This is a genomic window from Streptomyces sp. JN8 (assembly GCF_055808075.1).
This window is the reverse complement of the sequence record NZ_CM147852.1, coordinates 1651286-1675501: the sequence shown is the minus strand read 5'-3', so window position 1 is coordinate 1675501 and position 24216 is coordinate 1651286. Positions and strand designations below refer to the sequence as shown.

The 24216-nt window shown below is 74.1% G+C and carries 23 protein-coding genes; 15 read left to right on the top strand and 8 right to left on the bottom strand.

From position 1 onward, the window contains the following. Positions 1–35: 35 nt before the first annotated feature. Together ACY0MR_RS07305 and ACY0MR_RS07300 are read right to left on the bottom strand one after the other, a co-directional pair. Positions 36–701: a TetR/AcrR family transcriptional regulator gene (locus ACY0MR_RS07305; protein WP_473559856.1), complete on the bottom strand. Its 666-nt coding sequence runs from the start codon at positions 699–701 to the stop codon at positions 36–38. Between the two features lie 85 nt (positions 702–786). Further along, positions 787–1581, bottom strand: coding sequence for an IclR family transcriptional regulator (locus ACY0MR_RS07300; protein ID WP_388795835.1), 795 nt, complete (start codon positions 1579–1581; stop codon positions 787–789). A 200-nt stretch (positions 1582–1781) separates the two neighbouring features. Between ACY0MR_RS07300 and ACY0MR_RS07295 the strand changes: the two genes are divergently transcribed. The 8 genes from ACY0MR_RS07295 (at position 1782) to ACY0MR_RS07260 (ending at position 8837) form a co-directional block, all read left to right on the top strand. Then, the gene (locus ACY0MR_RS07295; RefSeq protein WP_404078006.1) at positions 1782–1919 is read left to right on the top strand and encodes a putative leader peptide; all 138 of its coding nucleotides are present in this window, start codon (positions 1782–1784) and stop codon (positions 1917–1919) included. Between the two features lie 579 nt (positions 1920–2498). Further along, positions 2499–3524: an ABC transporter substrate-binding protein gene (locus tag ACY0MR_RS07290; RefSeq protein ID WP_473559854.1), complete on the top strand. Its 1026-nt coding sequence runs from the start codon at positions 2499–2501 to the stop codon at positions 3522–3524. A 251-nt stretch (positions 3525–3775) separates the two neighbouring features. Continuing rightward, complete coding sequence (locus ACY0MR_RS07285; protein WP_473559852.1) at positions 3776–4831, top strand: ABC transporter substrate-binding protein; 1056 nt, start codon at positions 3776–3778, stop codon at positions 4829–4831. Further along, positions 4828–5718 (top strand): ABC transporter permease, encoded by an 891-nt coding sequence (locus tag ACY0MR_RS07280; protein ID WP_388795823.1) that lies wholly within the window; start codon positions 4828–4830, stop codon positions 5716–5718. The genes ACY0MR_RS07285 and ACY0MR_RS07280 overlap by 4 nt, the downstream gene beginning before the upstream one ends. Then, positions 5715–6506, top strand: a complete 792-nt coding sequence (locus ACY0MR_RS07275) for an ABC transporter ATP-binding protein (protein ID WP_404078018.1) — start codon at positions 5715–5717, stop codon at positions 6504–6506. The genes ACY0MR_RS07280 and ACY0MR_RS07275 overlap by 4 nt, the downstream gene beginning before the upstream one ends. Further along, positions 6503–7375: an ABC transporter substrate-binding protein gene (locus tag ACY0MR_RS07270; protein WP_404078020.1), complete on the top strand. Its 873-nt coding sequence runs from the start codon at positions 6503–6505 to the stop codon at positions 7373–7375. The genes ACY0MR_RS07275 and ACY0MR_RS07270 overlap by 4 nt, the downstream gene beginning before the upstream one ends. After that, a complete protein-coding gene (locus ACY0MR_RS07265) occupies positions 7372–8454 on the top strand; it encodes an LLM class flavin-dependent oxidoreductase (protein ID WP_388795815.1) in 1083 nt (360 codons plus the stop codon). The genes ACY0MR_RS07270 and ACY0MR_RS07265 overlap by 4 nt, the downstream gene beginning before the upstream one ends. Positions 8455–8579: 125 nt before the next feature. Further along, entirely contained in the window at positions 8580–8837 is a 258-nt protein-coding gene (locus tag ACY0MR_RS07260) for a WhiB family transcriptional regulator (protein ID WP_361850848.1), read from the top strand. A gap of 233 nt (positions 8838–9070) precedes the next feature. On the opposite strand, the gene ACY0MR_RS07255 is transcribed toward ACY0MR_RS07260, so the two are convergent. From ACY0MR_RS07255 to ACY0MR_RS07240, 4 genes are all read right to left on the bottom strand, one after another. After that, the gene (locus tag ACY0MR_RS07255) at positions 9071–10045 is read right to left on the bottom strand and encodes an acyl-ACP desaturase (protein WP_361850846.1); all 975 of its coding nucleotides are present in this window, start codon (positions 10043–10045) and stop codon (positions 9071–9073) included. 375 nt (positions 10046–10420) lie between these two features. Next, positions 10421–12064 carry an ABC-F family ATP-binding cassette domain-containing protein gene (locus ACY0MR_RS07250; protein WP_388795810.1) on the bottom strand — a complete coding sequence of 548 codons (1644 nt, stop codon included), beginning with the start codon at positions 12062–12064 and terminating at the stop codon, positions 10421–10423. A gap of 417 nt (positions 12065–12481) precedes the next feature. Further along, positions 12482–12898, bottom strand: a complete 417-nt coding sequence (gene ssgD, locus ACY0MR_RS07245; RefSeq protein WP_030313606.1) for a spore wall synthesis regulator SsgD — start codon at positions 12896–12898, stop codon at positions 12482–12484. A 195-nt stretch (positions 12899–13093) separates the two neighbouring features. Then, positions 13094–13558 (bottom strand): (4Fe-4S)-binding protein, encoded by a 465-nt coding sequence (locus ACY0MR_RS07240; protein WP_473559848.1) that lies wholly within the window; start codon positions 13556–13558, stop codon positions 13094–13096. 103 nt (positions 13559–13661) lie between these two features. Here ACY0MR_RS07240 and ACY0MR_RS07235 point away from each other — a divergent pair, with 103 nt between their 5' ends. Next, positions 13662–14759 (top strand): WD40/YVTN/BNR-like repeat-containing protein, encoded by a 1098-nt coding sequence (locus ACY0MR_RS07235; protein WP_473559846.1) that lies wholly within the window; start codon positions 13662–13664, stop codon positions 14757–14759. 9 nt (positions 14760–14768) lie between these two features. Here the strand turns inward: ACY0MR_RS07235 and ACY0MR_RS07230 are convergent, their stop codons facing one another. Then, positions 14769–15068, bottom strand: a complete 300-nt coding sequence (locus ACY0MR_RS07230; protein ID WP_473559844.1) for a YciI family protein — start codon at positions 15066–15068, stop codon at positions 14769–14771. Positions 15069–15381: 313 nt separating this feature from the next. On the opposite strand from ACY0MR_RS07230, the gene ACY0MR_RS07225 reads away from it, so the two are divergent. Further along, on the top strand, positions 15382–16071 hold the full coding sequence (locus ACY0MR_RS07225; protein WP_388795801.1) for an endonuclease V: 690 nt from the start codon (positions 15382–15384) through the stop codon (positions 16069–16071). Between the two features lie 188 nt (positions 16072–16259). Beyond that, positions 16260–16631 carry a VOC family protein gene (locus ACY0MR_RS07220; RefSeq protein ID WP_361852309.1) on the top strand — a complete coding sequence of 124 codons (372 nt, stop codon included), beginning with the start codon at positions 16260–16262 and terminating at the stop codon, positions 16629–16631. 40 nt (positions 16632–16671) lie between these two features. Here the strand turns inward: ACY0MR_RS07220 and ACY0MR_RS07215 are convergent, their stop codons facing one another. Next, positions 16672–18027 carry a saccharopine dehydrogenase family protein gene (locus ACY0MR_RS07215; protein ID WP_473559842.1) on the bottom strand — a complete coding sequence of 452 codons (1356 nt, stop codon included), beginning with the start codon at positions 18025–18027 and terminating at the stop codon, positions 16672–16674. 271 nt (positions 18028–18298) lie between these two features. On the opposite strand from ACY0MR_RS07215, the gene ACY0MR_RS07210 reads away from it, so the two are divergent. From ACY0MR_RS07210 to ACY0MR_RS07195, 4 genes are all read left to right on the top strand, one after another. Next, positions 18299–19450 carry a CaiB/BaiF CoA transferase family protein gene (locus tag ACY0MR_RS07210; RefSeq protein ID WP_473559840.1) on the top strand — a complete coding sequence of 384 codons (1152 nt, stop codon included), beginning with the start codon at positions 18299–18301 and terminating at the stop codon, positions 19448–19450. 100 nt (positions 19451–19550) lie between these two features. Next, entirely contained in the window at positions 19551–20702 is a 1152-nt protein-coding gene (locus tag ACY0MR_RS07205) for an acyl-CoA dehydrogenase family protein (protein WP_388795792.1), read from the top strand. A gap of 76 nt (positions 20703–20778) precedes the next feature. Further along, positions 20779–21993: an acetyl-CoA C-acetyltransferase gene (locus ACY0MR_RS07200; protein WP_404078043.1), complete on the top strand. Its 1215-nt coding sequence runs from the start codon at positions 20779–20781 to the stop codon at positions 21991–21993. Between the two features lie 47 nt (positions 21994–22040). Further along, entirely contained in the window at positions 22041–24215 is a 2175-nt protein-coding gene (locus ACY0MR_RS07195; protein WP_388795788.1) for a 3-hydroxyacyl-CoA dehydrogenase NAD-binding domain-containing protein, read from the top strand. The last annotated feature ends 1 nt before the right edge of the window (position 24216 follow it).

The following is a 24216-nucleotide window of genomic DNA, read 5'->3' as shown; positions in this document are numbered from 1 at the left end:
GCGGTGCACGCGCGGACCCGTCGCCCTCCCGTGCCCTACGCGGCCTCGTCCCCGGCGTCCAGGCCGGCCAGGCCCCGGTCCGTGGCCGACGCGCGCAGCCGGGCGGTGATCCCCCGCTCGGCCCGCTCGTACGCCTGCTTCTCGCCGAACAGCACGGACTGCGCGTTGGCCGCCTCCATCAGGGCGATCACCTCGAAGGCCGACTGCTCCACGTCGAGGTCCGCGTCGAAGTCCCCGGCCGCGCGGGCCTCCGCGAAGGACCGCTCCACGTACTCGGTCCAGTCGTGGCGGGCCCGCGCGACGGCGTCGTGGACCGGGCCCGTCCGCGCGTCGAACTCGGCCGAGACGGCGTAGAAGAAGCAGCCGCCGGAGAAGACCCGCTCGGAGGAGTACGTGAGCCAGTTCCGGCAGAGTGCCCGCACCCGCCGCGCCCCGGGCGGCGCGTCCGCGAGGGGGGCGACGACGTTCTCGGCGAAGACGGCGGCGGCGGCCCTGATCGTCGAGAGCTGAAGCTCCTCCTTGGAGCCGAACAGGGCGAAGACGCCGCTCTTGCTCAGTCGGAGCTCGGTGGCGATCCGTCCGAGGGAGAGGCCGTCGAGCCCCTCCACCGAGGCGATGTCCATGGTCCGGCCGAGCACCAGCCGTCGGGTCTGGTTCCCGCGCTCGACGCGCCCGTCCGTCGTGGTGCCCGTGTCGCTCATGCCCCCATCGTACTGAACGCACGACCGTGCGGAGAGTTTGCGCGGCCGTCGGCGGGACGGCGTGCGGGGGAGGGCTCGGGGGTCCTCAGCCCGCCTGCCGTCCCGGGTCCCGGCGCTCAGCCGGGGCGAGGAGCAGCACCTCCAGGGCGCGGGCGCAGGAACGCGCCTGGGCCAGGTACCAGTCGAGCCGTGCGTCGGTGATCAGCTCGGGGGTCCCGCGCACCGCGAGCGCGAACCGCGCGTGCCCCGTCCGCTCCAGGACCGGTACGGCGACCGTCCGCACCCCGTGGGCCGACTCCCCGTCGTTGAGCGCGTACCCGGCCTCCCGTACGCGCGCCAACTCGGCTGTGAGGGCCGGGGGTTCGACGATGGTCCGCTCGGTGAACGCGTACAGCGGAGGAAGGGAGCGCGGGCCCGGCTCGCCCGCCCGGGGCCAGGCCAGCAGCACCTTGCCGAGCGCCGTCGAGTGCAGCGGTCGCCGCAGCCCCACCTTGGGCGTCACCGAACCCCCCGCCACGATCACCACGTGCGGGCCGCTGCGCAGGGCCAGGTCGGCCGTCGCCCCGGTCCGCTCGGCGAGGTCGGACAGCTCTGGGGCTGCCAGATGCAGACCCCGCTGGTGGTACGAGAGCCGTCCCAGCTCCGTCATCGCCGGGCCGAGCCGGTACCGGGCGGTCCGGGCGTCCTGCTCCAGGAAGCCCGCCCCGAGCAGGGTCCGGGCCAGCCGGTGCGCGGTGGAGGTGGAGAGCCCGAGCCGCCGCGCCAGGTCGGAGGCGCTCAGGTCGGGTCCGTTGTCGTGGAAGCAGTGCAGTACATCGAGTGCGCGGCGGACCGCCTGGGCGCCCGCCGGGGGTCGGACGGTGCCGGCCTCGGTCGTCATAGGGTTCGCTCCCCGTGGGTGATCGGGCCCCCACGCTCCCACATGGCGGGAGCCGAATCGGGGCTCGAACGAGGTCGGAAACACGCCGTTCATACGCAATCCCACATCGTGGGAGGCGAGTTGTCGGCGGTCGGAACTCCATGGCAGGGTTCCGGCCAAGCCACCACAGCGGCACCGAGCCGAAGGGAGCAGGACCCGTCATGAACGCACGACGTACCGACCGGTACACCGCACGTCACACCGCGCGATGTGCGACCACGGCCTCTCCCGCGCCACTCGCCCTCACCCGGCGCCGCCACATCGACCTGGCGCGCGTGGCCGGGGCCGGCTGTCGCTGACGCCCCCGGGGTCGGCGCGGGAGGCCGGGACGTCGGACCGGCGCTCCCATCCGACGCGCCGCCTGGCAGCCTCCCGGCGGGTGCGGCAGGGCGGCGGCACACCTGTGCGGTGCGCGCTCGGCGTGTGAGGCGGTCGCCCGTGCGGTGTCGTGCCGCTCGCGTGGGGCCCTCGCACCGGCCCGCCGGGCGGCGGACCGGCCGGGTACGGGGCGGATTTCGGTCGGCGGTGGCTCTTTCGCGCGGAAGGCGGTCGTTCCCACGCGGGACCACCCTCTGACGTGGGATCGCTCCCGCGGGGAGTCCCGCTCCCGGCGCCCGCCCCTCCCCGGCGGCGGGTGGCGCCGGCGCGAGTCCCGCCCTCGCGCCTCGACCGGCTCCTCCCCGCCACTCCACGGCGCGGCACGGGTCGCAGCCGCTCCCGGAGCGGCCGGCGACGCCCCGGCGGCACGCCGTTCCGTCGCAGGAGCCGCATCCACCCGTCGCCCCCGTCGCGGCACCCGCCCTCGGTGCTGCGCCCTCCTCTTCCTCCGATCCCTCCGTCCCCTCCCTCCCGCCCCACTCACCCCCGGGAAGCCCTCCATGACGCCTGCCCGCGTTCCCGACACCCTCTGGTTCACCCGCTGCCCCGTGCCCACCGCCACCGGCGTCGCCGCCGACCGCGGCTGGCTGGAAGGGGAGTTCGCGCCCGACGGCATCGCCGTCCGCTCCCTCCAGGACGCCGACCCCGGCGCCGACCGTGCCACCCACTTCACCCACGCCCTGCCCGGACTGTTCCGCGAGGGCGGCAACGTCCCCGCACTGTGGGCCCGTTCGCGGGGCGAACGGACCCGGCTCGTCGGACTCACCTGGATCGAGGAGCGGCAGGTGGTCCTCGTCGCGCCGGGCTCACCGGTCCGGGGAGCCGCCGCGCTCCGGGGGCTGCGGCTCGCCCTGCCCCGGCACCGGGTCCCCATCGACTTCTGGCGGGCCATGGCCCTGCGCGGCTTCGAAGGGGCGCTGGCCTCCGCCGGGCTCGGGCTCGGCGACGCCCGCCTCGTCGACGTACCCGCCGACGGGCGTCGGGGCCAGTGGGCCTCCGAACTCGACGCGCTGCGCCGGGGCGACGTCGACGCCGTCTACGTGAAGGGCGCGCTCGCCGTCGAGGCGGCCCGCCGGGCCGGTGCCGAGGTGGCCCTGGAACTGGACGGGCTCCCCGACCCCGCGCACCGCGTCAACAACGGCACCCCCCGCCCCCTCACCGTGCACCAGGACCTCCTGGACGAGCACCCCGAGCTCGTCACCCGCTTCCTCGCCGTGCTGCTCCGCGCCGCCGACTGGGCCGCCGACGAGCCGGACGAGGTCGCCCGGATCCTCGGCGCCGAGACGGGGGCGGGCGCCGAGGGGGTCGCCGGGGCCTACGGGCCCGGCACCCACCGCACCCTCCATCCGGACCTGTCCGAGACCCGCCTCGGCCTCCTCGCCCGACAGGAGGAGGCCCTGCGGGCCCACGGCTTCCTGCCCGAGGCCGTGGACGTACGCGCCTGGGCCGACCCCGAGCCGCTGCGGCGGGCCCGCCTGCGGGCCGCCGCCGCTCCGGAACGGCCGTCCCCGCAGCCCATCCCGTAACGCGGTCATTGCCCCCGGCCCTCCCCGCAGCCCATCCCGTAACGCGGTCACCGCCCCCGGCCCCTCCCCGCAGCCGACCCGTAGCCCGGCAGCCCGGGCCGCCCCCGCAGCCGATCCCGCAGCGCGGCCGCCCGCGCGCTTCCCCGCACCCCCGCCCTTCCCCCTTCCCCGCACCCCGCCCTTCCCGTACCCCCGCCCCTCCCGCAGCCGTTCGCCCCCCTCGCCCACCCCGTCTCCCGAAGGACCCCGACATGCGCCCACTCGCCCCCGCCACCCCGCCCGCCGGCCGCACCGCGCGCGCGGCCCTCGTGGTCCTCGCCGCCCTCTCCCTCCTCACCGCCTGCGGCGGGAGCCCCGCCGCGGAATCGGCCGTCGGGCCGGCCTCCGGAAGCGGCAAGAGCGGAGCGAAGGGCACCGTCACCCTCCGCATCCCGGACCCCGGGAACGCCGGCGTCCTCGCCCGCGGAAAGAAGGACGGCAGCCTCGACAAGGCCCTCGCGGCCGTCGGCGCCAAGGTCGCGTGGACCGGGAGCGCGGGTCCCTTCGCGCCCGCCGCCCAGGCGATGAACGCCGACCAGCTCGACATCGCGACCGGTTCGATCACCTCCGGCATCACCTCCCTGTCGCAGAGCCCCGGCTTCGCCTTCTTCACCGCCACGGCCCCCGACCCCGTCGGCGAGGGCATCCTCGTCCGCGAGGGCTCGGACATCGACTCCGTCGAGGACCTCGTCGGCCGCAAGGTCGCCGTCAACAAGGGCGGCACCGGCGAGTACCTGCTGCTCAAGGCCCTCGCGAAGGCCGGCGTCCCCGCCGACCGGGTCGAGCGCGTCTATCTGCGCCCCGACCAGACCGCCGCCGTCTTCAACGCCGGCCAGGTCGACGCCTGGGCCGTCTGGTCCACCTACGCCGTCGCCGAGATCGGCGCCGGCAAGGCCCGCTTCCTCGCCGACGGAGCCGCCATCGGCTCCGACAACTACAGCCTCAACGCCGTCCGTTCGGGATTCGCCGAAGAACACCCCGAGGTCGTCCGGGCGCTCTACGACTACCTCCACGAGAACAGCGCGAAGGAGAAGAAGGACCCGGCCGCCTACCTCAACGTCTTCACCGACGCCGGGCCCACCGCCGTCAACGGCAAGGCCCGCGACGTCCAGATCTCCTTCGTCGGCAAGGGCGGCACCGTCGACCCGATCCGCCCGGAGGACATCAAGCGCTTCGAGACGGTCGCCCGGTTCTACGCCGACCAGAAGGTCACCCCGAACAAGGTCGACATCGCCGCCCACCTCCTCGACGTCGAGAAGCTGTCATGACGGCCACGACCACCGCCCCCGGCGTCCCGCCCGCACCGGCCGGGGAGAAGCCGGCGGACGACCCGGGCACCGCCGGACTCGTCAGCCCCCGGCCCCCCGTCCGCCGCGCCCCCTCCCGCACCCGCTCCCTCACCGTCCGCGCACTCGGCCCCGTCGCCCTGCTCGGCCTCTGGTGGGCCTCCTCCGCGACCGGCCTCCTCACCCCCGACGTGCTCGCCTCGCCCGCCCAGGTCGCCGGCGCCGTCGGGGAACTGTGGGGCAACGGACAGCTGCCCGACGCGCTCGCCACCTCCCTGACCCGCTCGGGCATCGGGCTGGCCGTCGGCCTCGCCGCCGGACTGACCCTCGGCATCACCACCGGCTTCACCCGGCTCGGCGACGAACTGCTCGACTCCTCGATGCAGACCCTCCGTACCATCCCGTTCCTCTCCCTCGTCCCCCTCTTCATGGTCTGGTTCGGCATCAACGAGACCGCGAAGATCCTGCTCATCGCGGTCGCCACCACCTTCCCGATGTACGTGTCCACCAGCGGCGGCGTCCGCAACACCGACCGCAAACTCGTCGAGGCCATGCGGAGCTTCGGCCTCGGCCGGCTCGCCCTCGTCCGCCAGGTGGTCCTCCCCGGGGCCCTGCCCTCGCTCCTCGCCGGGCTCCGGCTCTCCATGACGCTGAGCGTCATCGCGCTGATCGCCGCCGAGGAGATCAACGCCACCGAGGGCATCGGCTACCTGATGTCACAGGCCCAGAGCTACGCCCGCACCGACATCCTCGCCGTCTGCATCCTCGTCTACGGACTGCTCGGACTCACCGCCGACGTCCTCGTCCGCGGCCTGGAGCGGATCCTCATGCCCTGGCGCACGGCGGGCCCCGGAGGAGGAACCCGATGACCCCGACCGCCCGGCCCACCCCGACCACCCCGCCCCCCACGGCGGTACGCGTCCGCGGACTGCGCCGCGTCTTCGGCACCCGGACCGTCCTCGACGGACTCGAACTCACACTGCGGCGAGGGGAGTTCCTGGCCCTGCTCGGCGCGAGCGGCAGCGGCAAGACGACGCTGCTCCGCATCCTCGGCGCGCTCGACGGCGCCGACGCGGGGGAGGCCCTCGTCCCCGAGGCCCGCACCATCGTCTTCCAGGAACCCCGGCTCATCCCGTCCAAGAAGGTCCTCGCCAACGTGACCGTCGGCCTTCCGCGCGGCCCCGCGACCCGGGCCACCGGACTGCGCGCCCTCGCCGAGGTCGGACTCGAACGGCACGCCGACGCCTGGCCCGCCACCCTCTCCGGGGGCGAGGCCCAACGCGTCGCGCTCGCCCGCGCCCTCGTCCGGGAGCCCGAACTCCTGCTCCTCGACGAGCCGTTCGCCGCCCTCGACGCACTCACCCGGCTCCGGATGCAGGACCTCGTGGGCGAGCTGCGCCGGATCCACCGCCCGGCCGTGCTCCTCGTCACCCACGACGTCGACGAGGCCGTCCGTCTCGCCGACCGGGTCGCCGTCCTGAGGGACGGCCGACTGGTCACCGACGAGCCCGTCACCGTGCCCCACCCCCGGGATCCCGGCGACCCCGCCTTCGTGGCCCTGCGCCACCGCCTCCTCGCCGACCTGGGCGTCCACGCGCCCGACGAACCCCCGGCCCCCACCACCCACTCCGCCACCCCCGAAGGAGCCTCCGCATGACCGTCGTCATCGGCGTCCACCGCAGCAACCCGTCCCTCTACCACCTCTCCCGGCTCGGGTACGCGGAGGAGGAGCTCGCCGCACTCGGCGAGACCGTGACCTGGCACCCGTACACCGACGGCGTCCGCACCGGCGCCCATCTCGCCGACGGCACCATCGACTTCGGCGGCACCGGCTCCACCCCGCCCGTGACCGCGCAGGCCGCCGGGCACGACATCGTCTACACCGCCGTCTCGGCACCCCGCCCCGACCACGGCGCCCTCCTCGTCACCGAGGACGGCCCGGTCCGCACCGTCGCCGACCTCAAGGGCGGCACCGTCCACCTGGCCGTCGGCTCCTGGCAGACCCACCTCCTCGCCAAGGCCCTGGACGACGCGGGACTCTCGTACGCCACCGACATCACCGCCGTACGCGCCGGCGCCGGCAGCGAGGAGAAGCTCCGCGGCGGCGCCGTCACCGCGTGGGTGGCCCAGGGCGCCGAGCTCGCCGCCGCCCGCCGCACCGGCGGACTGCGCACCCTGATCCGCACCGGCGAGGTCATCACCGACCGGTCCGTCTTCTTCACCCGGCGCGACCTCGCCGAACAGCGCCCCGAGGTCGTGGCGGCGCTCACCCGGGCCCTGCGGCGGGCCGACGCGTGGGCCGCGGACAACCCCCGGGAGGCCGCCGTGATCGCCGCCGCCGACCAGGGCGGCACGGTCGACGACTGGGAGACGGCCCTGCGCGCCCTGCCCTGGACGATCGAGGAGGTCGGCGAGGACTTCGTCGCCGAGCAGCAGCGGGCGGCCGACATCTTCCACCGCACCGGGTTCATCGACCGCGCGATCACCGTCGCCGACGCCCTGCCCCGGAAGGCCGGATCCCGATGACCTCCCCGGCACCCGAAGTCCTCTGGTACGTCATCCCCCGCGAGGGCGCGTACCCCTGGGAGCCGGCCGGCCGCCGCCCCGTCGACCTCGGCTACCTCACGCAACTCGCCGGAACCGTCGAACGCCTCGGCTACTCCGGCGCCCTGCTGGCCACGGACCTCTACGACGTGTGGCCGCTGGGCTCGGCACTCGCCGCCTCCACGAGCACCCGGTTCAAGCCGCTGCTCGCCGTCCACCCGGGACTCATCGCCCCGACCCTGCTGGCCAAGATGGCGCTGAGCTTCGACCGGCTCTTCGGCGGACGGCTCCGCTTCAACGTCGTCAACGGCTCCACCGCCGCGCTGCGCGAGTACGGGCTCCACGTCGAGCACGACGAGCGGTACGAACTGAGCGCGGAGTACTGGTCGATCGTCAAGCGCCTCACCGCCGGCGAGGTCTTCGACCACAAGGGACGCTTCTACGACCTCCGGAACGCGGGCGCCTCCTTCCGCGACCTGCGGCCCGTCCAGGAGTCGCACGTCCCGCTCTGGTTCGGCGGCTCCTCGGCGGCCGGGATCGAGATGGCCGCCGAACACGTCGACGTCTACCTCACCTGGGGCGAGCCGCCGCACCTGCTGAAGGAGAAGCTCGACCACGTACGCGCGCGGGCCGCCGCCCACGGCCGCACCCTCCGCATCGGCCTGCGGCTCCACCTCATCGTCCGCGACACCGAGGACGAGGCGTGGGCGGCCGCCGACCGGCTCCTGGACGTCACCAGCGAGGCGACGTACGCCCGGCAGCTCGGCGAGCGGTCCGGCGAGGACGGCGTGGGCTGGCAGCGGCAGTTCCGCCAGCACGGCGGCAAGGTGCCGGCCAGGGCCCGCGAGCTGGAGACCCACCCGAACCTGTGGCCCGGCATGAGCCTGTTCCGCCCCGGCCCCGGAACGGCGGTCGTCGGCTCCACGGCCCAGGTCGTGGAGCGGCTGAAGGAGTACCAGGACCTGGGCGTGGACACCTTCATCCTCTCCGGCAACCCCCTCCTGGAGGAGGCCTACCGGGTGGCCGAGACGGTCCTCCCCGCCCTGGGGGTCACCCGCTGAGGTCCGGGGCACGCGTGCGGCACAACCGCCGGAGCGTCTCGGCGCGCCGCATTGCGCGCGCGGGGAAGTGACGCATTGATCGAACGTTGATGGCTCGTTTACGGCCCTCCGGCAGCGTGTGCGTCATGCAGACCTACACCACCGTACTGACCGCTCCGGAGCCCGACATGTCCTGGCAGGAGGACGCGCTGTGTGCCCAGGCCGGGCCGGAGTTCTTCTTCCCCGCGCCCGGTTCGTCCACCCGCGAGGCCAAGCAGCTCTGCGGCGCCTGCGAGGGGCGGGTGGCGTGCCTGGAGTACGCGCTGCGTCACGACGAGCGGTTCGGCGTGTGGGGCGGGCTGTCCGAGAAGGAGCGGGTCCGGCTCAAGCGCCGTCAGGGCTGAGCGGGGCGGCGGACGCCTCGGCGCGGGGGTACGAGGGGTCCGGGAGAACGGCGGACGGGCGCGGCGGGCCGATCTCGGCCCGCCGCGCCCGTCTCGTCCTGCCTCTGCCGTCCGTGGCCGTCAGCGGTCCGCCGTCGGTCGCCGTCAGCGGTCCGCCGCCGTCAGGAGCGGCGGCCCGCCGTCTGGAGTGCGCGCCGGGGCGCGCCCGGGCCCGGTCGTGTCCCTCGGGTCGCTCAGCCGGCCTTGCGGGCGGCCATGCGGGCCTTGCGGGCGGCGAGCTTCTCGTCGAACTTGCTCGCCTCGGTGTCCAGGCCGTTCATGTACAGCCCCAGCTCCTCCTGCGCCTGGAGGCCCTCGGGACCGAGGCCCTCGATCTGGAGGACCTTCAGGAAGCGGAGGACGGGCTGGAGCACGTCGTCGTGGTGGATGCGCATGTTGTAGATCTCGCCGATCGCCATCTGCGCCGCGGCCCGCTCGAAGCCGGGCATGCCGTGTCCCGGCATCCGGAAGTTGACGACGACGTCCCGCACGGCCTGCATGGTCAGGTCGGGGGCGATCTCGAAGGCCGCGCCGAGGAGGTTGCGGTAGAAGACCATGTGCAGGTTCTCGTCGGTGGCGATCCGGGCCAGCATCCGGTCGCAGACCGGGTCGCCGGACTGGTGGCCGGTGTTCCGGTGCGAGATGCGCGTCGCGAGCTCCTGGAAGGCGACGTACGCCACGGAGTGCAGCATCGAGTGGCGGTTGTCGGACTCGAAGCCCTCGCTCATGTGCGCCATCCGGAACTGCTCCAGCTTGTCCGGGTCGACGGCGCGGGAGGCGAGCAGGTAGTCGCGCATCACGATGCCGTGGCGGCCCTCCTCGGCGGTCCAGCGGTGCACCCAGGTGCCCCAGGCGCCGTCGCGGCCGAAGAGGCTGGCGATCTCGTGGTGGTAGCTCGGGAGGTTGTCCTCGGTGAGCAGGTTGACGACGAGCGCGATCTTGCCGATCTCGGTGACCTTGGACTGCGACGGGTCCCAGGCCTCCCCGTCCTCGAAGAAGCCGGGGAAGTTGCGGGCGTCGGACCACGGCACGTACTCGTGCGGCATCCAGTCCTTGGTGACCTTGAGGTGCCGGTTGAGTTCCTTCTCCACGACCTCTTCCAGCGCGTAGAGCAGCCGCGCATCGGTCCACCCTGTCGAGCTGCCGAGGTGGGGAGAGGTGAGCGTCACGGGGACTCCTGGGGACGGAGAAGGGCAAACGGGCATACCTACGGCTACGTAGGTTACGAGACCGTAGGTTAAGGCTCCGTAAGGCGTCGGCCAAGCCCGTCCCGGCGATGTCCGGTTACGTTCCGTTATGTGCGCTGCTCCGTCGGGGTGCTGGAGACGCAGGTCACGTCCCGGGCGGCCCGTACCCGTCACCCGGGTGACTACGCAGCGCAGAGGACCCGCGGCGCGGCGCAGTCGTCCGGCGGCCCAAGCGGATAGCTCTCCGGGGCCTCTGAGGCGGGTGAGGCGTGGGTGACGCCCCCCGCACGGACCCCGCGGCCACCTCCACCGCGGGCTCTGCGCCGCCACCCCCGGCGCGGGCCCGGCGCCGACTCCTCAGCGCGAGCTCGACGCCGCCTCCCGTACCTCCTCCGCCGTCGTCGGACGCAGCGCGCCGTCGAGCAGCAGCCAGCGGGTGATCCCCAGCGACTCCAGGAACGACACGTCGTGACTCGCCACGATCAGCGCCCCCTCGTACGCGTCCAGGGCCGCCGTCAGCTTCCGCACCGACGCCATGTCCAGGTTGTTCGTCGGCTCGTCCAGCATCAGCAGCTGCGGGGCCGGCTCCGCGAGGAGCAGCGCCGCGAGCGTCGCGCGGAACCGCTCCCCGCCTGACAGGGTGCCGACGGCCTGATCCGCCCGCGCGCCCCGGAACAGGAACCGCGCGAGCCGCGCCCTGATCGTGTTGCCCGTCGCCGAGGGGGCGAACCGGGCCACGTTCTCCACCACGCTCAGGCCGTCGTCGAGCAGGTCGAGCCGCTGGGGCAGGAAGCGCAGCGGCACCCGTGCCTCCGTCTCGCCGGAGAGCGGTTCGAGCTCCCCCGCGATGGTTCGCAGCAGCGTGGTCTTCCCGGCGCCGTTCCTGCCGACCAGGGCGATCCGCTCCGGGCCGCGCAGCTCGAACTCGCCGTCCACCCGGGCCCCGTAGCGCAGCCGGGGGCTGCGCAGGAACAGCACCTCGCGGCCCGGCGGCACCGAGGTCCGCGGGAGCTCGACACGGATCTCGTCGTCGTCCCTGACCGCCTCCACCGCGGCGTCCAGTCGCTCCCGGGCCTCCGAGAGGCGCTCGGTGTGCAGCGCCTTGTGCTTGCCGGCGGAGACCTGTGCCGCGCTCCTGAGGTTGTTCGCCACGATCTTCGGGACGACCCTGTTCTCGAAGCTCTTCTGCCCGTACCGCCGGCGGCGGGCCGACTTCATCTGGGAGTCGGCCAGTTCCCGCTTCTGCCGCTGGACGTCCGCCTCGGCGACCCGGACCATCCGCTCCGCCGCGTCCTGTTCGGCCGCGAGCGCCGCCTCGTAGTCCGAGTAGGCGCCCCCGTACCAGGCGACGGAGCCGTCCCGCAGATCGGCGATCTGGTCGACGCGCTCCAGGAGTTCACGGTCGTGGCTGACCACGACCAGGACTCCGGACCAGTTCTCCACGGCCTCGTAGAGCCGTGCCCTGGCATGCAGATCCAGGTTGTTGGTGGGTTCGTCGAGCAGCAGGACGTCGGGCCGGGCGAGGAGCAGCGCGGCGAGCCGCAGCAGTACGGACTCGCCGCCCGACACCTCGCCGACGGTGCGGTCCAGGCCGACGCCTCCGAGCCCGAGCTGGTCGAGGGTGGCGCGGGCCCGCTCCTCCACGTCCCAGTCGTCGGCGAGGGCGGTGAAGTGCTCCTCGGCCGCGTCGCCCGCCTCGATGGCGTGCAGGGCCGACCGCTTCGCGGCGATGCCGAGGATCTCGTCCACCCGCCGCGAGGTGTCCAGGACGAGGTTCTGGGGGAGGTGGCCGAGCTCGCCCGTGACCCGGACACTGCCGGAGGCGGGGGCCAGTTCGCCGGCGATCAGCTTCAGGAGCGTGGACTTGCCGGAGCCGTTGAGGCCGACGAGCCCGGTGCGGCCGGGGCCGATCGTGAGCCGGAAGTCGTCGAGGACCTCGGTGCCGTCGGGCCAGGAGAAGGAGAGCGAGGTGCAGGTGACGAAGGTGGGGTGATGCGCCATGGAGGCCTCCGGGGTGCGTGAGCGCAGACGTGCGGGGATGCGACGCGTGGAGACACCGGGGCGCGGGCGGTCTGTCGTCAGAACGGCTCGTACGCCGAGGTCGAGAACGGCACACGCGGCACAGGGGGCACGCGCGGCGCGGTGTCTCGCAACCTCAGACGAGCAACGTCCTTCTCCGATCAGACGGCGACTGGTACGGGGGGAACGGTAGGCCGGGGAGCGGGAGGGCGGCAAACGAATTACGGGCCGGCCCGTGGGGGCGGCCCGTACGGACGGGCCGGTCGCCCGGATCCGTGGTCGTCCGTTCTGCCGGTCGGCCGGGCCCGTCGGCCTGTCCCGTCACCGTGGCCCGTGACCCGGGGCCCGTGGTCGTCTTCGTCGGTCGGCCGGCCCCGCGGTCGGGACGCCGGCGCGGCGCTACGGGTGCTCGCGCAGCAGGTCCGCGAGGTCCTGGTCCCAGTCCAGGTACTGGTGCTCGCGCCCCGCCGGCACCAGGTGCTGCGAACGCTCCAGGAAACGGCGCAGTTCCGACGTCCGCACGTGGACCATCGCGACGCCCTCGGGGGCGTGGAACTCGACCACCGTGCGGTCGTACCCGTACGGCCGCAGACGGACGTCCCCGACGCCGGCCGGGCGCTCGACGCCCTGGACGAGCAGCTCACGCGCGAAGGCCCACGAGACCTCGACGCCCTCCAGGGTGGCCGGGGGCGGGAACGCCATGCTCACGGCGTACGGGTCCTCGCGGTCGTACCGCAGGGTGGCGGGGACGGTCTCCATCCGCGGAGCGGATGCGACGAGACGGGCCTGGACGGCCTGCTCGATGACGGCGGACACGACCGGCTCCTTTCACGCGGACTTTCGGATCCTGTGCGTCTCCCCGACACCGGGGCACCTGACACCTGAGAAGACGAGCGGAACGGCCGGAACGTGCACTCCGGATACGCGTGAGCTGCGTCACGGCGGCGGGCGGGAACGCGCGGCGCCGCGCGCCCGGCGCATCGTCGCAGATCAGAGCGGGTGCAGCTCGGGTCAGCGTGGTTCCGGCACGTCGTCGTCCGGGGCGGCGCACGGACCGGAGCGATCGCAGTACGGCTGGTTTCCGGAGGCTCCGCAGCCGCAGAGGACGACCCTCGTCTCGCGCCGGTCGCCGTGCGCGCCGCTCACGCGCAGGTCTCCGCGCACCACCAGCCGCCCGGACGGCGTCCGGCGGACGGAGGCGGGGGAGTCGGGGCGCTCGCCGGGGCCGTCCGCCGGGCGGTACCGCAGCGCCCCGGAGGGGCAGCGGCGGACGACCTCCGCGACCAGACCGGCCTCGGCGGCGTCGGGCAGCACCCACGGACGCCGCGAGAGGTCGAAGACCTCGGGCAGCCCCCGCACGCACTCGGCCGCGTGCAGACACCGGCGCGGCTCGAACGTGACGGTGATGCCCTCGCCCTCGTACTCCTTGAGCTTCGGCGCCTCACCGGGCGCCGCCTCGCCCGTACGGTCGGTCATGTCACCCAGCCTAGGAACGCCCCGGCCGGGACGCACCCTGGACGGGGAGCGGCCGGGACGCACCCTGGACGGGGAGCCGCCGGGGGCGCTAGCTTCCGGCGCCATGACGTCCATGGGGAACACGAGACGAATGATGTCGGTGGGACTGATCGGGGCGGCGCTCGCGCTGACCCTGGCCGCGCCCGCGCGCGCCGGGGAGACCCCCACGGCGGCGACCGGCGGCACGACGGTCGGCTGGGAGCTCACCCCGACCGGTACCGACGCCCGGTTCCGCGGACTGGCGCCCGTCGACCGCAGGACCGCGTGGGCCGCGGGATCCAAGGGGACGGTCCTGCGGACCACAGACGGCGGCCGGAGCTGGCGGAACGTGTCGCCGCCGGGCGCGACCGAGCTGGAGTTCCGCGATGTGGAGGCCTTCGACGCCCGCCGGGCCGTCGTCCTCGCCATCGGCGAGGGCGAGGCCTCGCGCGTGCTGCGCACCGAGGACGGCGGCGCCACCTGGACCGAGTCCTTCCGGAACACCGATCCGCGCGCCTTCTACGACTGCATGACCTTCTTCGACCGCCGGCACGGACTCGCCATGAGCGACCCGGTCGACGGCAGGTACCGCATCCTCGCCACCCGCGACGGCGGCCGCTCCTGGCGGGTGCTGCCGAACGCGGGGATGCCCGAGGCGCTGCCCGGCGAGGCGGGCTTCGCGGCGAGCGGCCAGTGCCTGGTGTCGGCGGGCCCGCGCGACGTGTGGCTGGCGACGGGCGGCGGCGCCACCGCGCGCGTGCTCCACTCCGGGGACCGCGGCCTGACCTGGACCGCCACCGCGACGACCGTCCCGGCCGGAGACCCGGCCCGCGGCGTCTTCGGCCTCGCCTTCCGCGACCGGACCCACGGCATCGCCGTCGGCGGCGACTACCGCAAGGACCAGCCGTCCCCGCAGGCCGCCGCGGTCACCGGAGACGGGGGCCGCGGCTGGCGGGCCTCGGCGACGCCGCCGCCCGCCTACCGCTCCGGGGTCGCCTGGCTCCCGCACAGCAGGAACGCCGCACTCGCCGTCGGCCCGACCGGCACGGACCTCACCACCGACGGGGGCCGCACCTGGCACACCGTGGACACCGGCTCGTTCGACACGGTCGACTGCACGCCGGACGGCTCGTGCTGGGCGGCGGGGGAGAAGGGCCGGATCGCCCGACTGGGCCGCCCGTAGGGCCAGTCGTCAGGAGGGCAGCTGCTCCCGGAACGCCTCGAGTCCCCCGGCCGTCTTGGTCGCGTGGAACTCCGTGATCCGGTAGGCGCACACGCCCTCGACGCTGAACGGGTCGGCCGCCGCGATCTTCTCGATCTCCGCGCGGTCGGCCCCGGCGGCCAGGATCACCCCGCCGTCCCGCGGGTTCTTGCGCCCCGAGGCGATGAAGACACCCGCGGCGTACTGCGCGTCGAGCCATGCGACGTGGGCGTCGAGGAGCGCGTCCACCCGCTCGACGGGCGCGGTGTAGGTCAATTCCATTACGAACATGACCGGCAGGCTACCGGGCCCCTCCCGGGCCGGGCGGCCCGTCCCAGCCCCCGGACGCGACGCGGGCGCGCCTGCCCGGGATCCCCCGCGCGCGGGCGCGCCGCCTCGGGATTCCCTCGCGCGTCGGCGGTACCGCCCGCGTACGGGTACGCCTAAGCGCGCCGCCCCGTTGGTCCCTGGCGCAGGTGCGCCCGGGGAGTTCCCGGCGCGGGCAGGCCCACCGCCCCGGGGGTCCCCGGCGCGGGCGCGCCGCCATCGGGATCCGGCGGCGGGGGCCCGTCGCCGTCCGGGCCGTGCATAGGGTGGCCGCATCATGACGATCATCGACATTCCGGCGGGCTGGCCCGCCGACGAGACCGCCGCGCTGGCCGTCCAGAAGGAGCTGAGCGGACGTCTCGTCCGCGACGAGGAGGGCCCCGCGGCCGGCGAGGGTCACGTCACGGGGGTCGACGTGGCCTACGACGACGCACGCGATCTCGTCGCCGCCGCGGCCGTCGTCCTGGACGCCCGGACCCTGCGCGTGGTGGAGGAGGCCACGGCGGTCGGCCGCGTCTCCTTCCCGTACGTCCCCGGGCTGCTCGCCTTCCGCGAGATCCCCACGGTCCTCGCCGCGCTCGACGGACTGACCGCCGACCCCGGCCTGCTCGTCTGCGACGGCTACGGCCTCGCCCACCCCCGCCGCTTCGGCCTCGCCAGCCACCTGGGGGTCCTCACGGGCCGGCCGTCGATCGGCGTCGCGAAGAACCCGTTCACCTTCACCTATGAGCAACCCGGCCCGGATCAGGGGGACTTCGCGCCTCTGTTGGCCGACGGCGAGGAGGTCGGCCGGGCCCTGCGCACCCGGGCCGGGGTGAAGCCGGTCTTCGTCTCCGCCGGGCACCGGGTCTCCCTGGACAACGCCTGCGCCCACACCCTCCGCCTCGCGCCGCGCTACCGCATCCCCGAAACGACCCGCCACGCGGACGCGTTGTGCCGCCGGGCCCTGAAGGAGGCGCTCGGCTGAGTAGCCTGAGTACCTGTACGGATACCGGGCCGCCCGGGAGACCACCAGAGTGGGGGCATGACAACACCCCCTCCCGTCTCGTCGCGCTCCGCGGAGCGCGGCCCGAACCCGATCCCCGCCCCGGCCGTCCCGGTCGCCCCGGCCGGGATCCGCGCCCTTCCGTGCTGCTTCGCCGATCGGGCGTCGGCGTGATCGGGCGTCTGCGGTGCCTCGTTCTCGACTGCCCGGACGCCTGGGAACTCGCCGAGTTCTACCGGAAGTTGATCGGAGGAGAGGTGGACAGCCCCGAGCCGCGTTGGACGGTCGGCGAGGGCTCGGCGGTGCTGCGGGGCGTCGGCGGGCCCGTCCTCGGATTCCAGAGCGTGGCCGATCACCGGCCGCCCGTCTGGGGGGCGCCCGAGCAGCAGTTCCACCTCGACGTGCGGGTGGACGACCTCGACACCGCCCACGAGGCCGTCCTCGCGCTCGGGGCCGAGCCGCTCGACGACGGCGGGGCCGACGCGGCCTGGCGGATCTACGCCGACCCCGCCGGACACCCCTTCCGCCTCGTGCGGCCCTGACCCTTCCCGTACCGCCGGCCCGGGCGGCGCGGCCCGCGGCTCAGCCCCGGTGCGCCACCCGGAAGCGGATGCCCGCCGCGCGGAGCCGGTCGATCAGCGCGTCACCCATCGCCACCGCCGTCGTCACCTGGCCCGAGGTCTTCGGCAGCGGGTCGAAGGCGAGGCTGAGCGCCGCCTCGGCCAGCATCTTCGCCGTCTCGTCGTAGCCCGGATCGCCGCCCGAGACCTCGGTGAACACCCGCCGCCCGCCGCCCTCTCCGACGAAGCGGACGGAGAACCAGCTGCGGGCCCGCCGCTCGGCCGACGGCCCCTGACCTGCCTGATATCGGTCCATCAACCATGCCCGCACCGGCGGGAGTTGGGCGAGCGCCAGGCCCGCACCCGCGGCCGTCGCGCCGCCGAGAGCCATCGGGAGCGTCTTCACGGAGGCGTAGTGGCGGTAGCGGAAGTCGGGTCCGTACCGTTCGAGGGACGCCGCCGAACGGGCCACGATCTGCGGGTCGATGGTCGGGAGCGGCAGCGCCCAGGTCCCGGTCTCCCGGCTGAACCGCGGCCCGGACAGCGGCGCACGGGTCCGCCGCCCCACCAACCGCGGCTCGTGCAGCCGTCGTTCGTGGGCCGCCCGCAGGATCTCGCGCCCCCGGCCGAGGGCGGTCAGGGCGGAGGCGAAGGTGCCGCCGGAGAACTGCGCCCCGGCGCGCACGAAGCCGTCCACCCGGAGCGGTACGTCCTCCGGGAGCTGCTGGACGGTGAAGTACGCGCCCAGGTCGTGCGGGACGGAGTCGAAGCCGCAGGCGTGGACGATGCGGGCGCCGGTCTCCCGGGCCCGTGCGTCGTGCCGCACGTACGTCCGGTCGACGAACTCGGACTCGCCGGTCAGATCCAGGTAGTCGGTGCCGGCCTCGGCGCACGCGCCGACCAGTCCGTCGCCGTACCAGACGTACGGGCCGACCGTCGTCGCCACCACCCGTGCGGACTCGGCGAGTTCGCGCAGCGATCCGGGGTCCGCCGCGTCCGCGACGACCAGCGGCAGCTCGGCGCAGTGCGGCCACCGGGCGGCGAGCCGGGTGCGCAGCGCCGTGAGCCCGGCCCGGTTGCGGCCCGCGAGCGCCCAGCGGCACTCCGCGGGCGCATGGGCGGCGAGGTACTCGGCGGTCAGCTCGCCGACGAACCCGGTGGCCCCGAAGAGGACCACGTCGTAGGCGCGGTCCGGCCCGTCCACACCCGCGCGCCCGGCCTCGGCCCCCGGCCCGACACCGGCGCCCGGCCCGGCCTGGACGCCCCGCCCGGCCCCGACCTCCCGCCCGGCCCCGGCGCCCGGCCCGGCCGCCGCTCCGGCCTTCCGGCCGGTCCCGCCCCCGGCTCCACGCCCCGCGTCCGCCGCCCCTGTGTCCATACAGCCCCTCGATTCGGCCGTACCGCGCCGCCGTGCGCGGTGCTCGTCGGCGGAGGATAGCGGGTCCCGAGCCCTGCGCCACCCCCGCCCTACTCCCGAGTACGCGCCTCGGGGTGGCGTGTCCGGATCCGTCCGGACCCGCCTGCCCGCCCCGCCTTCCCCCTCCGGTAATTTCCAAGCGCTTGCTCGGCCGGGGGGCTTGTGCCGAGTGGAACACGTTCCTAGCATCTCCGGTGTTACATCATTGGTGTCACACACGTCTGGGGGCTCGATGAGCACGACGCACACCGCCGGGAACGGCCCGCTCGCCGGGGTTCGCGTGGTCGAGCTCGCCGGCATCGGCCCCGGCCCCTTCGCGGCCATGCTGCTCGCCGACCTCGGAGCCGACGTCGTCCGCGTCGACCGCCCCGGCGGCCCCGGCCTGGGCATCGACCCGGCCCGCGACCTCACCAACCGCAACAAACGCTCCGCCGTCGTCGACCTCAAGGCGGCGGACGGCGCCGCCACCGTCCTCGACCTGGTCGAACGCGCCGACATCCTCGTCGAGGGCTACCGCCCCGGCGTCGCCGAGCGCCTCGGCGTCGGACCCGACGCCTGCCTCGCCCGCAATCCCCGCCTCGTCTACGGCCGGATGACCGGCTGGGGCCAGCACGGGCCGCTCGCCGCGAGCGCCGGACACGACATCGGCTACATCGCGATCACCGGCGCGCTCGGCATGATCGGCCCCGACCCCGACGGCCCGCCCAGCATCCCCGCCAACCTCCTCGGCGACTACGCCGGCGGCTCGCTCTACCTGGTCGTCGGCGTTCTCGCCGCCCTGCAGCACGCCCGCGCGCACGGCGAGGGCCAGGTCGTGGACGCCGCGATCGTCGACGGCACCGCCCACCTCACCACCATGATCCACGCCATGCTGTCCGCCGGCGGCTGGCAGGACCGGCGGGGCGTCAACCTGCTGGACGGCGGCTGCCCGTTCTACGGCGTGTACGAGACCTCCGACGGCGGACACATGGCGGTCGGCGCCCTGGAGGAGCGGTTCTACGCGGAGTTCGCCCGCATCCTCGGCATCGAGGAGGCCGCCCCCGCCCGCCACGACCTCGGGCGCTGGCCCGCACTGCGCAAGGCCGTCGCCGACCGCTTCCTCCGACGCACCCGCGAGGAGTGGACCGCCCTCTTCGAGGGCAGCGACGCCTGCGTGGCCCCCGTCCTCTCGATGCGCGAGGCACCGTCCCACCCCCACCTCGCCGCCCGCGGCACCTTCACCGAGCGGGACGGCGTCGCCCAGCCCGCCCCCGCGCCCCGCTTCTCCGCCACCCCCGGCACCCTGCGCCGCGGACCCGCGCTGCCCGGCGCCGACACGGCCGAGGTCGCCCTCGACTGGGCCGTACCCGCCCTCACGCGCGGCACCCCGGAGCCCGACGCGTGACCCGGACGGCCGGACCCGGAGGACCGATCCGCGGGCGCACCGGCCACGACCGCCGCGTCCCACCCGCGCACCGCCCGCCCCAGACCCAGGAGACCGCCGCATGAAGCGCCAGCTCTACTCCGCCGACCACGAGGCCTTCCGGGCCACCGTCCGCACCTTCCTGGAGAAGGAGGTCCTGCCCCACTACGAGCAGTGGGAGAAGGACGGCATCGTCTCCCGCGAGGCCTGGCTCGCCGCCGGACGACAGGGCCTGCTGGGCCTCGCCGTCGACGAGGAGTACGGGGGCGGCGGCAACCCCGACTTCCGCTACGCGTCCGTGCTCGCCGAGGAGTTCACCCGGGCCGGCACCCCCGGACTCGCCATCGGCCTGCACAACGACATCATCGGCCCCTACCTCACCTCGCTCGGCACCGAGGAGCAGAAGCGGCGCTGGCTGCCCGGCTTCTGCTCGGGCGAGACCATCACCGCCATCGCCATGACGGAACCCGGGGCGGGCTCCGACCTCCAGGGCATCCGCACCACGGCCGAGGACCACGGCGACCACTGGATCCTCAACGGCTCCAAGACCTTCATCTCCAACGGCATCCTCGCCGACCTCGTGGTCGTCGTCGCCCGCACCACCCCCGAGGGCGGCGCCCATGGGCTCTCCCTCCTCGTCGTCGAGCGCGGCGCGGAGGGCTTCGAGCGCGGCCGGAACCTCGATAAGATCGGCCAGAAGGCGCAGGACACCGCCGAACTCTTCTTCCACGACGTGCGCGTCCCCAAGGAGAACCTGCTCGGCGAGCTGAACGGCGCCTTCGTCCACCTGATGACCAACCTCGCCCAGGAGCGGATGGCCATCGCCGTCGCCGGCATCGCCGCCGCCGAGCACCTGCTGGAGATCACCACCGCGTACGTCAAGGAGCGCGAGGCCTTCGGCCGCCCGCTCTCCCGGCTCCAGCACATCCGCTTCGAGATCGCCGAGATGGCCACCGAGTGCGCCGTCACCCGGACGTTCGTCGACCGCTGCATCGTGGAGCACAGCGATCCCGACGGGGCCGGACTCGACGCCGTCCACGCCTCCATGGCCAAGTGGTGGGCGACCGAGCTCCAGAAGCGGGTCGCCGACCGCTGCCTGCAACTGCACGGAGGGTACGGCTACATGAGCGAGTTCCCGGTCGCCCGCGCCTACACCGACGGCCGGATCCAGACCATCTACGGAGGCACGACCGAGATCATGAAGGAGATCATCGGCCGTTCGCTCCTCGGCTGACCCCCTCCTCCCCGTTCCCCTCCGCTCCGTCATCCGTTCCAGCCACCCTCATCGCCCTCATCGCGAAAGGCCTCCCGTGAGCACCGAAGCGTACGTGTACGACGCGATCCGCACCCCGCGCGGACGCGGCAAGGCCAACGGCTCCCTCCACGGCACCAAGCCGATCGACCTGGTCGTCGGCCTCATCCGGGAGATCCAGACCCGCAACCCCGGCCTCGACCCGGCCGCCATCGACGACATCGTGCTCGGCGTCGTCGGCCCCGTCGGCGACCAGGGCTCCGACATCGCCCGGATCGCCGCCATCGCCGCCGGACTCCCCGACACCGTCGCCGGCGTCCAGGAGAACCGCTTCTGCGCCTCCGGCCTCGAAGCGGTCAACATGGCCGCCATGAAGATCCGCTCCGGCTGGGAGGACCTCGTCCTCGCCGGCGGCGTGGAGTCCATGTCCCGGGTCCCGATGGCCTCCGACGGCGGCGCCTGGTTCGCCGACCCGATGACCAACCTGGAGACCAACTTCGTCCCCCAGGGCATCGGCGCCGACCTCATCGCCACCATCGAGGGCTTCTCCCGCCGCGACGTCGACGAGTACGCCGCGCTCTCCCAGGAGCGCGCCGCCGCCGCCGTCAAGGACGGGCGCTTCGACCGCTCGATCGTCCCCGTGAAGGACCGCGCGGGCCTCACCGTCCTCGACCACGACGAGTTCCTGCGCCCCGGCACCACCGCCGACTCCCTCGCGCGGCTCAAGCCCTCCTTCGCCGACATCGGCGAGCTGGGCGGCTTCGACGCCGTCGCCCTGCAGAAGTACCACTGGATCGAGCAGATCGACCACGTCCACCACGCCGGCAACTCCTCCGGCATCGTCGACGGCGCCTCGCTCGTCGCCATCGGCTCCAAGGAGGCCGGCGAGCGGAACGGACTCGCCCCCCGCGCGCGGATCGTCTCGGCCGCCGTCTCCGGCTCCGAGCCGACGATCATGCTGACCGGCCCCGCGCCGGCCGCCCGCAAGGCCCTCGCCAAGGCCGGCCTGACCATCGACGACATCGACCTCGTCGAGATCAACGAGGCCTTCGCCGCCGTCGTCCTGCGCTTCGTCAAGGACATGGGCATCACGCTGGACAAGGTCAACGTCAACGGCGGCGCCATCGCGCTCGGCCACCCGCTCGGCGCCACCGGCGCGATGATCCTCGGCACCCTCGTCGACGAGCTGGAGCGGCAGGACAAGCGCTACGGCCTCGCCACCCTCTGCGTCGGCGGCGGCATGGGCATCGCCACCGTCGTCGAGCGCGTCTGACCGTCCCGTCCGAACCCCTCTTCACGGATCCACGGAGAAGCAGAGACATGAGCGAGAGCACCACCATCCGCTGGGAGCAGGACGCGACCGGGATCGTCACCCTCGTCCTCGACGACCCGAACCAGTCCGCCAACACCATGAACCAGGCCTTCCGGGCCTCCATCGTCGCCGTCGCCGACCGCGTCGAGGCCGAGAAGGACTCCATCCGCGGCATCATCTACACCTCCGCGAAGAAGACCTTCTTCGCCGGCGGCGACCTCAAGGACATGGTCCAGGCGGGCCCCGAGCACGCCCAGGACATCTTCGAGGGCGGCCTCGGCATCAAGAACGCGCTGCGCCGGATCGAGACCCTCGGCAAGCCCGTCGTGGCCGCGATCAACGGAGCCGCGCTGGGCGGCGGCTACGAGATCGCCCTCGCCTCGCACCACCGCGTCGCCCTCGACGCCCCGGGCTCCAAGATCGGCCTCCCCGAGGTCACCCTCGGCCTGCTGCCGGGCGGCGGCGGCGTCACCCGCGCCGTCCGCCTCATGGGCATCACCGACGCCCTGCTGAAGGTGCTGCTCCAGGGCACCCAGTACCCGCCGAAGCGCGCCCTCGACAACGGACTCGTCCACGAGCTGGCCGCCACCCACGAGGAGATGATGGCCAAGGCCATCGCCTTCATCGACGCGAACCCCGAGTCCCGGCAGCCCTGGGACGTCCCCGGCCACCGGATCCCCGGCGGCACCCCGTCGAACCCGAAGTTCGCCGCCAACCTCCCCGCCTTCCCGGCGAACCTGCGCAAGCAGCTCAACGGCGCGCCCTATCCGGCGCCGCGCGCCATCATGGCCGCCGCCGTCGAGGGCTCCCAGGTCGACTTCGAGACCGCGGCGGTCATCGAGAGCCGCTACTTCACCGAGCTCGTCACCGGGCAGACGGCGAAGAACATGATCCAGGCGTTCTTCTTCGACCTCCAGGCCGTCAACTCCGGCGCCAGCCGTCCGAAGGGCGTCGAGGCCCGCCCGGTCCGCAAGGTCGCCGTCCTCGGCGCGGGGATGATGGGCGCGGGCATCGCGTACTCCTGCGCCCGTGCCGGCATCGAGGTCGTCCTCAAGGACGTCTCCGCCGAGTCCGCCGCGAAGGGCAAGGCGTACTCCGAGGCCCTCTGCGCCAAGGCCGTCTCCCGCGGCCGCACCACCCGGGAGAAGGCCGACGCCCTCCTCGCCCGGATCACCCCGACCGCCGAGGTCCGCGACCTCGCCGGCTGCGACGCGGTCATCGAGGCGGTCTTCGAGGACACGGCGCTCAAGCACAAGGTGTTCCAGGAGATCCAGGACGTCGTCGAGCCCGACGCGCTGCTCTGCTCCAACACCTCGACCCTGCCGATCTCCGTCCTCGCCGAGGGCGTGCGGCGCCAGGGCGACTTCATCGGCCTGCACTTCTTCTCGCCCGTCGACAAGATGCCGCTGGTCGAGATCATCAAGGGCGAGCGGACCGGCGACGAGGCGCTCGCCCGCGCCTTCGACCTGGTGCGGCAGATCAACAAGACGCCGATCGTGGTCAACGACTCGCGGGGCTTCTTCACCTCCCGGGTCATCGGCCACTTCATCAACGAGGGCGTCGCCATGGTCGGCGAGGGCATCGAGCCCGCCTCCGTCGAGCAGGCCGCCGCGCAGGCGGGCTACCCGGCGAAGGTGCTCTCCCTGATGGACGAGCTGACCCTGACCCTCCCGCGCAAGATCCGCAACGAGACGCGGCGGGCGGTCGAGGAGGCCGGCGGGACCTGGGCCACCCACCCGGGCGAGGCGGTCGTCGACCGCATGGTCGACGAGTTCGACCGCCCCGGCCGCAGCGGCGGCGCCGGGTTCTACGAGTACGGCGAGGACGGCAGGCGCGGACGGCTCTGGCCCGGTCTGCGCGAGCACTTCACCAAGCCCGGCCACGAGATCCCCTTCCGCGACATGCAGGAGCGGATGCTCTTCGCCGAGGCCCTGGACACCGTCCGCCTCCTGGAGGAGGGCGTCCTGACCTCGGTCGCCGACGCCAACATCGGCTCGATCATGGGCATCGGCTTCCCGGCCTGGACGGGCGGCGTCCTCCAGTACGTCAACGGGTACGAGGGCGGCGTCGCGGGCTTCGCCGCCCGGGCCCGCGAACTGGCGGAGGCCTACGGCGAGCGGTTCGCCCCGCCGGCGCTGCTGGTGGAGAAGGCCGAGCGCGGCGAGGTCTTCACCGACGCGTGAC